The organism is Colwellia sp. Bg11-12 (genome assembly GCF_014076955.1).
Taxonomy (GTDB): Bacteria; Pseudomonadota; Gammaproteobacteria; order Enterobacterales; family Alteromonadaceae; genus Colwellia_A.
This window is the reverse complement of sequence record NZ_JACGUZ010000072.1, coordinates 186,100-199,222: the sequence shown is the minus strand read 5'-3', so window position 1 is coordinate 199,222 and position 13,123 is coordinate 186,100. Positions and strand designations below refer to the sequence as shown.

Sequence of the window (13,123 nt, the reverse complement as noted above, 5' to 3'; positions counted from 1 at the left end):
AATTGTTTTGAAAACAGATCAAAATAAACACAAAAAAGCCATTAATCTAAAAGATTAACGGCTTTTAATTGGCCGCATGAATTGGCAAAAAGCATTATTAATCGTTAGGTGATAAACGTTACCTATCTCTGGCTAAGCTTTTATGTGCCGATGTGAAATCGCCAGCAGCCAATGAGCCAATAATTGATATTTCTCCTGCCAGCGCGGCAGCGGCACAAATTTCTGAAAATGCTCTTGCCTGATTTTCTTTTGGTAAATTCATCATTTCTAAACAAGATTTTTGGCTAGGGAGCTTAGTTCCTCCACCAACGGTACCAACAATTAAGTTGGGTAACGTTACAGCACAATATAAAGCGCCATCGTCACGTCTTTCAAAGCGAGTGATACCTACAGCCGCTTCAGCAACGCAAGCCGCATCTTGCCCACAGGCAATAAACATAGCAGCAAGACTATTAGCGTAATGCCCTTGTACGCCCATTGTGCCACTCATAACACCGCCTAAAGCTGACATACGCCAGCAATCAACCATACGTTGCGGTGTTGTATGTAAAAAACGTTTCACCAACTTCTCTGGTATTTTTACTTCCACAGAAACTTTTTTGCCCCTAACACTGGTATAAGATTGCGCAGATGATTTTTTATCACCAGAGCAGTTTGCTTCGACAAACCAGTACTCAGGTTGTACAGGGCTATTCGCGATAATATATTCACAAATGGCTTGTGTAGCTATAGTCACCATATTTTGACCTGCTGCATCACCAGTGGTGTAGTCACAAAGTAAATAGAGGTGATTCCCTTCTGTGGCAATGCGAATATCAATTAGTCGGCAATAATTACTGGTCTGTTTAGCCGTTTCACTTAGTTTATTTTTATTGAGTAAAACCCAATGAGAAAAAGTCGCTAAGTTAGCGATAGTATTAAATGCAAAGCCAGGAGAACGAGTGACCCCCTCGGAAATTAAGATGGCGGAGCAGCCACCGGCTTTAGAAATAAGTACTGAGCCCCTATGATAACTAGCGACTAGCGCCGCTTCAGTGGTTGCCATCGGTAATAGAAAATCACCCTGAGCATAAGTTCCGCGAACTCGAATAGGTCCAGCAATACCAACGGGGACTTTCACTGTGCCAATACAGTTTTCAATATTAGACGCATACTCACTTAAGTCTTCACCTGCATATAAACTTGAAACATGCGCGGTAATTTTAGTATCAACTTTAGTCAAGTGCTGCCAGCGTTTATTAATAGCCGCTACGGTACAATTACTACCATTAGGAAACCGATCATAGGGGCTTGTATGATCGGGAGACAAATCATTGAAAAAATCATCGTTTTTGTTTACGTCTGTAATCATCTGTTAGCCAGTAGTAAATTTAAAAGAAGGGTGTTGAGTGTTGATTTTATGATGACGTTACAGCGAAATAATCAACGGCCAATTCTATCTTTTCCTTAAGGGGCTTAGCAAGTCATTATAGGTAAGATAGCAAAAGGTTATTAATGTTAAGGTTGAATAATATACAAGGTTAAATAAAGGTCAATATTGATATGAAATCGCATTGATAATAATCAAAACTTTCTATTAATCTTCTAAAAGAGCCGTGTTAGAGAACTTATAAGGAGATTTTCTTTAAAATTAGTTATACTGAATATCTTAAGCTTGTACAACTCAGTGTAATAGGTCGCTTGCAGCAATGAGCAAATCAATTCTTTTTCATACTATTTATCCACATAAAACCAGTAAAGTATGGGTTGTTTTTGTCCATGGTGCCGGTGGTAGTTCGGCAATCTGGTTTCGTCAGATCAGGGATTATCAAAAAGAGTATAATGTGCTTTTACTTGATCTTCGTGGTCATGGAAAGTCCAGTCACTTGGTACAAACCTTTGTTGACAGTAATTATTCTTTTAATAAGGTCTCTGAAGATATTATCGATGTCTTAGATCACAATAATATTGCGTGTGCTCATTTCGTTGGTATTTCACTGGGTACTATTATCATTCGAAATATAGCGGAACTTGCACCTGAGTACGTATCAAGTATGGTTTTAGGTGGTGCTATTACTCGTTTCAATGCGCGTAGTAATATTTTGGTTTATTTGGGGAATACTTTTAAACATTGCCTGCCATACATGTGGTTATATCGTTTATTTGCTTTCATTATGATGCCAAAAAAACGTCATAAAGAATCTCGACATTTATTTGTACGCGAAGCTAAACGTTTGTGCCAAAAAGAATTTATTCGTTGGTTCAAGCTAGCAATGGATGTAAATCCTTTAATGCGATACTTCAAAGAAAAAGAGATCGATATTCCTATTCTTTATATTATGGGCAAGGAAGATCATATGTTTCTGGGACCGGTAATAGAAATGGTAAAGCAACATAAAAATAGTTTATTACATACAATTCAACAATGTGGTCATGTCTGCAATGTGGAGAATCCTGAACTCTTTAATCAACACTCTTTAGCATTTATTGCTCAGCAAGACAGCTAGTGGACTTTTGTTCTTTTTATTACATAAAATAATGAGTCTACAACGATACCCATCATGTTCTAAATTGAGATACTTTAGATCTTAATTTTTAATGGATTATGTAACCTATGCTCTAAACAGTTATCGGTGCACACAACGATATTTTATCTTCATATATAACAAATATATTCTCAGCATCAGCCATCATCAATTTGAGCAAACATGAGTTTATCTATTATTGATGTTATGCCATCATTTCTATATTTAATAACGGTAAAGATGCTTACACGCACAAAATTTATAATCTCTATAATGACTTTATTTGTCTTGGCCGTAGCTATATTAGCAAAAAACATTCAAGTTCTTGCGTCAAAAATCGTGAGGAAATCTCACAAATCACAATAAAATAATGGCAAGTAAGTGCACTTAGCGGAAATAAATTTAAAAAATCTCCCATACTTTTTATAATCAATTATTAGAGTCATATTACTGAGAAGCCTCAGTAATATCGATGTTATGACAAAAATTTAATATTTGTGTTTCCTAAAGTTATTAAGTTATGGGATATTAATGTAAATCAAATAAACTTTATGGGGCTGATATTACTGATAAGTCTCCATACAAGCTCTTAGTTTGTTTGGGTCTCACTCAATCAGATTTATCAAAAAGGAAATTTGATGTTAAAAAAAACTTTTACTTTATTTATTGCGCTCAGTATTACCAGTTGTGTTGTAGTGCCAGAAAAAGACCATTCAGAAAAGTATCAATGTGAGCTCTCAACGGATAAGAAAGTATTAAAGTTAGTTAATTTAACTGATGGTGATACAAGTTTTTACCAATGGAATGACGAAATACTTGCAATTATATCAGTGCCAACGTCAGCTATTATTTCAGGTGCTTATGTCCTCGTTAATAATATTTATCACATTGGCGAAAAGAAAATTAAGTGTGGTTAAAACAAACTCACAAGCAACTCAAAGTGGACAAAAAACAGTTGTCTGTTGACGTGCCTCGCAAATATATTGGCAACTATTTTTAGCCCGTTTACAAGGCGTTATACGCAAATAAAACTCAGCATTCATCTGATAAAGGATTATTCATGAAAACCATAGCCTTATTTTTATCAATATTTACTATCTCATCTTTCGCTTCGGTCATTCCAAAAGAGCCTCACATATATGTTGAGGGCTATGCAGAGCAAGAGATAACGCCCGAACAAATAAAAATATCAGTATCTGTAGTTTCAACAAACTTAGACGCTGATATTGCAAAGTCAGAAATAGATAAGAAGTCGTTAATAATTTTTGAATCAACAAAAAAAATGGGGATTAATGCAAATCAAATTACAGCTACACCTATACAAATTATTCCAGCCATTGAGTATGAAAATGGCAAAAGAATAGATAATGGCACTAGAGTAAGTCGTAATATAGATATAGTTTTAAAAGACTTAACTAAATATCCAATACTAAATGATGCGTTAATTTCTGCCGAAATAACATCTAAAATTTCTTCGACGGTGGAATTAGCAGATGAGCGTGCGGTCAAAAAAAGCGTATTAATGTTAGCCATTAAAGATGCAAGATTAAAAGCACAGGAAATTGCTGAGATTCAAGGGAAAAAAATTAAAGACATCCATTCAGTCTCAGAATTTAAAACGAGGCAAAATGAAACTTATAATTTACAACCTAATCAGCAAATTTATGGTCAATCTTACGGTGCTGCTGAAATGAGATATAGAGTTCCGCCGGGATCTAGCGTATTTGAAATTGGTAAAATGAGAGCTACGGCAACTGTTTATGTTGTTTACACTATTGAGTAGTTTGCGAATATCAATAAAAAGGATAAAAAGGATAAGAAGATGAGCAAGAAGTATAAAACAATCAATTTAAAGTTTAACAATCGCTGGACCAATTCTGAATTAAATACCGAAGAATTAAATGTAGCAATTAATGCAGAGGCTTCAGCGGGGTGGGATGTTGTGAGCGTTAGTCTATCTACATTGTTTGGCTATCCTCAATCTGCTTTGTGTGTTTATAAAAAAGAAAAATAGGTTGGTTTTTTAATCATTGGCTGGCATATACAAAGCTGTTCATGCAGGATAAAGAACAGTTGGCTTTTCTCTTTCGTCGCTTATTTTAGCCAACTACAATCTACTCCCTAATAGGGCTTTAGATTTATTATAAAATTAGGAACACAATGAAAAAATTAAATTGGATGTTAATATTGTTACTTACTGGGTGTGCTGCAGCACCTGTTGTTTATAATCCCGAAAACACAAATAACAAGGCTCTTGTTCATTTAAATACGAAACATGACTTATCTATGTTTAGCACCGAATATAGTGCTTGGATTGTTCAAATGTGGGACTCTTCCGGACAGGAAATAACAAAACGAAGTGCCATAGCAGATGATATGTTTGGTGTAAGGCTTGCCAATATTTCTTTCCCTGAGGGTAAATATAAAGTTAAAGCATTATGTAAGTTAGGTAATACAACAGCTAGACCTGAAAATGTATTTTCTTTTGAAAGTGGGAAAAAATATCAACTTAGTTGTGTTATTGAGAAGGGCGAGAACATGTTTGGCATGTCTATAGATTCATATGCAGCAATAGCTATTAGTGAGTTATAAAAATAATACAAACCAGTCAAGCAGGATAAATAACAGTTGGCTTTTTCTCTTTCGTCGCTTATTTTAGCCAACTATTATTTACCGCTTAGTGGGGCGTCATGTTTTGAATCAAAAGGTGGAATATATGGATAAAGCACTGCAAACAATGATTGAAAATATGCCTGATAAAACAGGCAAAAGATTAGAAGAATGGATTCAAATCTTGAAAAAAGAGCGTTTTGAAAAACATTCGATGGCTGTGAAGTTTTTAAAAACAGAGCATGGGGTAACACATGGGTTTGCAAATACAATTGTCACTTTATCTAAAGAAAGAACTCATCTTCCTGAAGATCTAGTGTCAAATCAATATAGCGGTAAAGAATCGCTCAAGCCTATTTATGAAATGCTACTCTCTGTAATAAAAAACTTCGGTGAAGATGTTGTAATTACGCCCAAAAAAGGAAGTGTAAGTTTAATTAGAAAAAAGCAGTTTGCTTTAATCAAACCTGCAACTAAAACAAGAATAGATTTGGGATTGAAACTTAAAGGCGTTGAAGTGCAAGGACGCTTAGAAGATTCTGGCCCATTTGGAACTATGTGCACCCATAGAATACAACTAACGAATATATCTGACGTCGACAGTGAAGTTGTTGAATGGTTATCAAAAGCCTACGAAACATCTGTTTAGTCAAAACATGACAAGCTGTTCAAGCGGAACAAATTACCGTTGGCTTGTTCTACTTTTTTCACACTTTAGCCAACTACAATTAGCCCATTAACAGAGTGTTATAGCGAATATAAAATTGAGGTGAGGTATCCCTTTGCTCTCTAATCGCAGCATAAATATTATTTTAAGGATTAAAATGAACCCGTTCAAAAATAGATCAATATTATTTTGTATTCTTTTATTTTCACTTAATTGTCACGCCAATGACATAGAGAAAATTGCGAACCAACTTTTTGAAGACGCAGTATTGTCACCTTCCGTTCCTGGTATCAATGTTGCTGTTGCAGATGAAAAGGGTGTCAAATGGGCTAAAGGTTTTGGTTTTGCTAATTTAGAACATAAGGTGCCTATGACCGTATCAACCAAGATGCGAATCGGTAGTGTTGCGAAGGTAATCACTACTGCGGCCTTAATGAGATTATATGAGAAAAACTTAATCGACTTTAATCGTGATATTCGTAGCTACGTTCCAGAATGGCCTAAAAGACATAAAAAAATCACTTTGACTCAACTTGTTAGCCATACATCGGGGATTCGTCATTATAAAAATGACGAATTTTTCACTAATGGAGATTATGAGTCGTCAACTGAATCTTTGGACATTTTTAAGAATGATGACTTGTTATTCGAACCAGGATCAAAATTTAGCTACTCAACTTACGCATGGACTTTAATTAGTGCTGCTATGGAAAGTGCTGCGAGTGATACACCTTTTAAGCAATTAATACATGAGCAAGTACTCAACCCTTTAAATCTAACTGAAACTACTTTTGATGATAACGACACTATCATTCTAAATAGGCAAAGTTCATACGTATTTTCTGAAGGGAAATTAGTTAATGCTCCAGAGGTTTTTAATAGTTATAAATATGCAGGTGGTGGCTTTTTAGCCACACCATCTGACGTTTCTAAATTTGCCATCGCGCACACCAATCAAGACTATTTAAAGTCCGCAACATTAAATAAGATGTTTACTATGCAAAAGTTATCCGATGGCTCAGATAACTTTTTCGGTATTGGTTGGGTTGTTGGATTTAAACCTCGTCTCTCGCATGCTAAAAAAGATAAAGAAAATAGTGCTGAATATATTGCATTAATGGAAAAACATCCAAACTCAGTAATGCACGCAGGTGGTAGCATGGGGGGAGTAACGATGATGATTTTATGTTTAGATCATAATCATTCTGTTACTGTCGTCAAAAATGTAAGCGATGAATATTCGGTAAATGTTTTTAATTTAGCTTTAAAAACTTTGGATCTGTTTACCCCAGAAAAATAGTTTTATTTTTAATACCTAATAGGCTAATGCTGAAATTCGTTATAACAAGCTGTTCAATCGGAACAAATTACAGTTGGCTGGTTCACTGCGTTTCAAATTTTAGCCAACAATAATTTGCCTCTTAACGAGGCGTTAGCTATTTAGTTAATCTTATATGGAAGTTTTATGATTAAAGTATTATTACTATCAATATCAATATGTTCTTTTGCATCATTAGCGAAAGATATGGTGCTTATTGAAAATGTCACTATAGTTTCATCGCACCTTCATACGCCAAAAATGCAGATGAATGTGCTGTTAGAAGATGGGCGAATTACCGAAATCACACAAAAAAAGATTACGACCTTTGACCTTAAAATAGATGGTGCAGGTAAATTTTTAACTCCAGGGATTATGGATAGTCATGCACATGTTTCGTCAATTCCAGGTATGGGGTTTGGTGTGGAGCCAGTAGCTATTAAACATCCGAAACTCGTAAAAGCTTATTATGAACAACAACCCAGAAGCTTTTTATATTATGGTGTCACCCAAATACTTGATCCCAATCCAGGCGTAAATTTTAATCATTTTACTTCAACTCCAAATCATCCTGATTATTTCCGCTGTGAGGTAATTACAACAAAAAGCACCTTTCCTTATGTAGAAAAAACAGATGATTTATCCAGATCGATGTTCACTTATTTGGTTGATGAGAGTGCTTCAGAAAGTGCAGAGACTTCAGCTGAGAATGTGGTACTCAAAATTTCTAAATCTGGTGCTTCATGTATAAAACTTTATTTTGAAGACGGTTATGGCAATGCTAGTCAATGGCCAATACTTTCACCTAAAACACTCCAGCGAATTAAAGTATCTGCTGAAAAAGTGAATTTACCTATATTAGCTCATGCTAATGCTTTAGACATGCAGCAATTAGCACTTGCCGCAGGCGTTGATGTTATCGCTCATGGTATGTGGAATTGGGGCCAATATAGTCGAGAACACAATATTTCTAAGGAGATTTCTGAAACACTGGATAAAATTATTGCTGATAAAGTAGGCTATATGCCAACACAAAGAGTGATTGCTGGTTTAGGTGAAATAATGCTGCCTGGTATTGTTGATTCTCCTGAGTTTTTACCTATTACGCCGAAGTCACTTATAGATTGGTATAAAACGTCCCAAGCACAGTGGTTCAAAGAAGAACTGAGAATTGGTTTTGATAGAATGCCTGATGAATCAATCTCAGATGTGTTTTTATATGGGCGAATTGGAAAAGGTAATAAAGTTATCAAATATCTCCGTAATTCTAAACATCCTATTTTGTTAGCTTCTGATTTTCCAGGAAGCCCTAGTTTTGCTAACCAACCTGGACTGACAACCTTTCAAGAAATGAAAGCTATGGCTACTGCTGGATTATCGCTTGAGGAAGTCTTCGCGGCTGCAACTATTAATAATGCTAAGCAATTCAAAATCGAAAGTGATTATGGCACTGTAGAGGTCGGTAAAATTGCAAACCTATTGCTACTTAACAATAATCCTTTAAATTCAATAGAGTCGTGGAATAGTATAGATACGGTTATTCTGCAGGGGAACCCTATACCTAGAGAGGAACTAGTGATCAATAAATAGCTAATAAGCGGCTAAACAAGGACAAAATACAGTGGGATTTTGTCATTCTATTCCTATTTTAGCCCACTATTTTTTTGCCTGTTAATTGGGCGTTATGCATACAAACATAGACGTTGATTCCATATGAAAAATATTTTTTCTGAATACAAAGAGTTTGCCCTAAAAGGTAATGTTTTAGACATGGCTATAGGTATAGTTATTGGTGGAGCATTCGCTACAATTGCCAGTAGTTTGGTTGCAAACATATTTGCACCAATTATTGGCCTTTTAACGAGTGGTGCAGATATGGCTGATTTATTTATAGTTTTAAAACAAGGAATAATTGGTGGGCCTTATTCTACCCTGGAACAGGCAAATAAAGATGGTGCTGTAACGCTAAGTTACGGACTTTTTTTTAACAGTTTATTTAGCTTCCTTGTTGTATCTTGGTTTGCTTTTCTAATAGTAAAAAGTGTAAATCGGATCAAAAAACAAGAACTAATAAATGAACTTAAAAAAACTAAAACGTGCCCTCATTGTTATTCAAAGATAAATATACAAGCAACTGTCTGTCCCCAATGCACTTCAAAATTGAACCACACTTAGTATATGAATTTGGTATGCTTAACAAGGCGTTAGGCTTTGCTATTATTCGAATTAAGCATTGTTAAATGAATAAATTATTACTTTTGCTCTATATTTCAATTTCAATCGGTATCCCATCTATTTTTCACGCTAAAAATGAATTAGTTGTTATTGAGAAATAAGGCAGAGAAGGGAAAAAAGAGAATACTACTTTTATTTGATTGGAACTCGTCAATAGGAGCCTGCAAATTTCACTATTTGGAGAAACCAATTTGATTTTGATAAAAATTGGAATGGATTAGGTCATCTAGAATTAATAGTAGAAAACGCTGTAAATAGAGCTAAATAATATTATAAAACAGAAGGCGAACTACAATTACGAACTAGAGCTACGATTAGGTTATTCAGCTGATTCTACTGTCTGGTAGTATTTAATTGCTCTTGCAAAACCGAGTGATATAAAACCACGTTGAGTAGAGTGCACTTACTATACGGTTGTGGTATTAACCAATGGTGAAGTTGTTCATTTGTATACACTGTTATGGCATATACCACTTGTAGTTAAAACATGAGGTGCCATTGGAGACAGCCCATAACATTTCACAGAACCTGAGCCCGCTAACTGCGAGATAAAACCAATCATTGTGTTACTGATCTATGTCAGTTTATTCCTTTTGTTTTTGTGCAAAACTTTTCATTGTTATTGGAATTGTTTATGACAAGCGAATGTCATAATCAGCTGAAAAAAAGGTAGCCCTTTGAATATTGGCTATAGGAATAAGGGTGTCGTGTTCCACGTTCACGGCGTTACTAAAATTTACCAGATGGGTGAAGTGCAGGTGCATGCTCTGCGTGGTATCGATCTTGATTTATATAAAGGTGAGTTCACTGTTTTACTAGGGGCTTCCGGCAGTGGCAAATCGACATTATTAAACATCCTTGGTGGGTTGGATTCACCTACCGATGGTCACGTTCAATACGCTGGTGTTGATCTTACCCGTGCCAACGAAAAAGAACTGACCGCCTATCGACGTTACCATGTAGGTTTCGTCTTTCAGTTTTACAATCTCATTCCCAGTCTAACAGCTCTTGAAAATATAGCCGTGGTCACCGATATTGCAAAATCGCCGATGAAACCGGAAGATGCACTAAAAATGGTTAACTTGGGTGACCGTTTGCACCATTTCCCCGCACAGCTCTCTGGTGGCGAACAGCAGCGTGTTGCCATTGCCCGTGCAATTTCGAAAAATCCAGATGTGCTGTTATGCGATGAACCTACCGGCGCGCTCGATTCTAAAACAGGTGTTGTCGTACTCGAAGCGCTGCAGCGAGTTAACAAGGAGCTCGGCACCACTACCGCGGTGATAACCCACAATGCTGGTATCGCACAGATGGCGGATCGGGTCATCCACCTTGCCGATGGCCGTATTAGCCAGATCGATGTTAACGAAACTCGCCTTAAACCCAGTCAGCTTAGCTGGTGAGCCACAGGTAACCATGCAACGATGAAATCACTCAACATAAAACTGTGGCGGGAATTATGGGATATGCGTATGCAAGCGTTAGCTATCGCCATGGTTATTGTCAGCGGCGTCGGCATCTTTATCATGTCATTGAGTACGCTTGATTCTCTGTATGAGACTCGCGAAAGCTATTATCGTGACTACCACTTCGGCCATGTTTTTGCCTCACTAAAACGTGCACCACTGTCACTGGTGAAACGTATTGAAGAAATTCCTGGTGTCGATAAGGTCGAGACCCGCGTAGTCGCTTATGTGAACCTTGATGTAGAGGCATTTGAAGACCCAGTTAGCGGCCATATCCTGTCACTGCCTGATAACAGTCGTGGATTGCTTAACCAGATTTACCTGCGTGAAGGTCGTTTACCAGAGTCGGGTCGTGATAATGAAATTGTGCTAAGCGAAGAGTTTGTCCAGGCGCACAAGTTACGACTAGGCGACAAAATCAGCGCAACTATCAACGGTCGGCGCAAGGCACTCAGCATCGTCGGTACCGCACTTTCACCAGAATATATCTACCAGATAGCACCCGGTGCAATGTTCCCCGATCCCTTGCGCTACGGCATACTGTGGATTGCACGGCGACCGCTGGCCACGGCTTATGATATGGAAGGCGCGTTCAACAATATCACCTTAACGTTGAGTAGGGGTACCAATGAGCAAGGGGTGATTGACCGTCTCGATGATATCCTGAAAGACTACGGCGGCATCGGAGCTATTGGTCGTAAGGACCAGTTCTCTAACCGTTTTCTAACTGAAGAACTCAAACAGCAGCGTACCATTGCGACTATTTTCCCAGTGATTTTTTTTGGGGTTGCCGCTTTCTTGTTAAACGTGGTCATCAGTCGTCTCATCTACCTACAGCGTGAAGAGGTCGCTACACTGAAAGCATTCGGTTATAGCAATCTCGCCATCGGCATGCACTTCATCAAACTGGTTCTGCTAATCGTCAGCCTCGGCGTCATTATAGGAATCGGTGCAGGCATCTGGATGGGCAAGGGCATGAGTAATATTTACATGGTTATGTACAGCCTGCCTTATATGATTTACCTGTTAAAGCCCCAAGTTATTCTCGCCGCCATACTGATCAGTATGGCGGTCGCTGTAATGGGCACGATCAATGCGGTATACCGAGCAGCAAGGCTGCCGCCAGCACAGGCGATGCAGTCTGAACTGCCAACGAAATTTCATACCACACTGGTAGAACGTTTGGGGCTGAAACGCTGGCTGTCGCAACCCACGCGCATGATTCTGCGCCATGTTGAAAGGCGCCCTTTGAAGTCGCTGATGACCACACTTGGCATCGCCATGGCCTGTGGCATCATGATGGTCAGTGGTTTCCAAGAAGGTGCTATCAACTATATGATAGAGGTGCAGTACGGTATGAGCCAGAGGGAAGACATGATGGCTATTTATACTGAACCAACATCGAAGCGTTCTCTGTATTCATTGCAGAGCATTCAGGGAGTAGAGCATGTTGAAGGTTTTCGTGTGGTACCGGCAATACTGAAGTTTGAACACCATTTATACCGCACTGCTGTGCATGGGATTGAACCCAATGGCAGCCTGATGCGATTGCTAGATACTGATCTGAATATTATCGAGTTGCCGGAAGATGGCATCATTCTCACAGATTACTTGGCCGAACTACTACATATAAACACGGGTGACTTACTGACTATTGAAGTACAGGAAGGGCAGCGGTCGACGGTGCAGGTGGTAGTGGTTGGTACCGCTAAGCAATATCTGGGTGTCAACGGCTACATGCGTATAGATTCACTTAATGCGCTGTTAAAAGAAGGGCATGCACTTACTGGCGCATTGTTGAAAGTTGATGAGCGTTACCAGCGTGATATTTATGCCGAACTAAAGGAAATACCGCGAGTAGCCGGTGTGGTAGAGCATAAATCGGCGATCAAGTCGTTCTACGATACCATCGCTGAAACCATCCTGTTTTTTACTTTTATCACGACACTGCTCGGTTCCAGCATCGCTTTCGGTGTTATTTATAACACTATGCGCATTGCACTGTCAGAGCGTAATCGCGAACTGGCCAGCCTGCGCGTGCTGGGTTTTGAACGCAACGAAGTTGGCTATATATTGCTGGGCGAAATGGCGCTGTTTACATTCATTGCCATCCCTTTAGGCTTCCTCATTGGTTATGGCCTTTGTGCCTACATGGCATCACAGTTTGATTCCGATTTGTATCGAGTCCCACTGGTGCTGGGCATGAATGTATATGCTTTCTCAGCGCTGGTGGTTTTATTGTCATCAATAGCTTCTGCCATAATGATCTGGCGCAATTTGGCCGATCTCGATATGGTAGCCGTGCTCAAGAGTAAGGAGTAAT

Annotated in this window: 12 protein-coding genes; 11 read left to right on the top strand and 1 reads right to left on the bottom strand. The window is 38.2% G+C overall.

Annotation, left to right across the window (positions count from 1 at the left end; all coding sequences use genetic code 11):
* Positions 1-118 precede the first annotated feature (118 nt).
* Positions 119-1,351, bottom strand: coding sequence for a hydroxymethylglutaryl-CoA reductase (locus H4J39_RS12390; RefSeq protein WP_182228728.1), 1,233 nt, complete (start codon positions 1,349-1,351; stop codon positions 119-121).
* Between the two features lie 337 nt (positions 1,352-1,688).
* Here H4J39_RS12390 and H4J39_RS12385 point away from each other — a divergent pair, with 337 nt between their 5' ends.
* The 11 genes from H4J39_RS12385 to H4J39_RS12335 all read left to right on the top strand — a co-directional run bounded on the left by H4J39_RS12385 (position 1,689) and on the right by H4J39_RS12335 (position 13,122).
* On the top strand, positions 1,689-2,486 hold the full coding sequence (locus H4J39_RS12385) for an alpha/beta fold hydrolase (RefSeq protein WP_182228727.1): 798 nt from the start codon (positions 1,689-1,691) through the stop codon (positions 2,484-2,486).
* Between the two features lie 656 nt (positions 2,487-3,142).
* Entirely contained in the window at positions 3,143-3,421 is a 279-nt protein-coding gene (locus H4J39_RS12380) for a hypothetical protein (protein WP_182228725.1), read from the top strand.
* A gap of 143 nt (positions 3,422-3,564) precedes the next feature.
* Complete coding sequence (locus tag H4J39_RS12375; protein WP_182228723.1) at positions 3,565-4,287, top strand: SIMPL domain-containing protein; 723 nt, start codon at positions 3,565-3,567, stop codon at positions 4,285-4,287.
* A 39-nt stretch (positions 4,288-4,326) separates the two neighbouring features.
* Positions 4,327-4,518, top strand: coding sequence for a DUF4177 domain-containing protein (locus H4J39_RS12370; RefSeq protein ID WP_182228721.1), 192 nt, complete (start codon positions 4,327-4,329; stop codon positions 4,516-4,518).
* A 146-nt stretch (positions 4,519-4,664) separates the two neighbouring features.
* A complete protein-coding gene (locus H4J39_RS12365) occupies positions 4,665-5,096 on the top strand; it encodes a hypothetical protein (protein WP_182228719.1) in 432 nt (143 codons plus the stop codon).
* Between the two features lie 124 nt (positions 5,097-5,220).
* Entirely contained in the window at positions 5,221-5,763 is a 543-nt protein-coding gene (locus H4J39_RS12360) for a DUF4287 domain-containing protein (RefSeq protein WP_182228717.1), read from the top strand.
* A 175-nt stretch (positions 5,764-5,938) separates the two neighbouring features.
* A complete protein-coding gene (locus tag H4J39_RS12355; protein WP_182228715.1) occupies positions 5,939-7,081 on the top strand; it encodes a serine hydrolase in 1,143 nt (380 codons plus the stop codon).
* Between the two features lie 165 nt (positions 7,082-7,246).
* Positions 7,247-8,689, top strand: coding sequence for an amidohydrolase family protein (locus tag H4J39_RS12350; protein WP_259368831.1), 1,443 nt, complete (start codon positions 7,247-7,249; stop codon positions 8,687-8,689).
* A gap of 123 nt (positions 8,690-8,812) precedes the next feature.
* Positions 8,813-9,274 carry a large conductance mechanosensitive channel protein MscL gene (gene mscL, locus H4J39_RS12345; RefSeq protein WP_182228713.1) on the top strand — a complete coding sequence of 154 codons (462 nt, stop codon included), beginning with the start codon at positions 8,813-8,815 and terminating at the stop codon, positions 9,272-9,274.
* An 803-nt stretch (positions 9,275-10,077) separates the two neighbouring features.
* Entirely contained in the window at positions 10,078-10,737 is a 660-nt protein-coding gene (locus tag H4J39_RS12340; RefSeq protein WP_182228755.1) for an ABC transporter ATP-binding protein, read from the top strand.
* A 21-nt stretch (positions 10,738-10,758) separates the two neighbouring features.
* Positions 10,759-13,122 (top strand): ABC transporter permease, encoded by a 2,364-nt coding sequence (locus H4J39_RS12335; protein WP_182228711.1) that lies wholly within the window; start codon positions 10,759-10,761, stop codon positions 13,120-13,122.
* Position 13,123 lies beyond the last annotated feature (1 nt).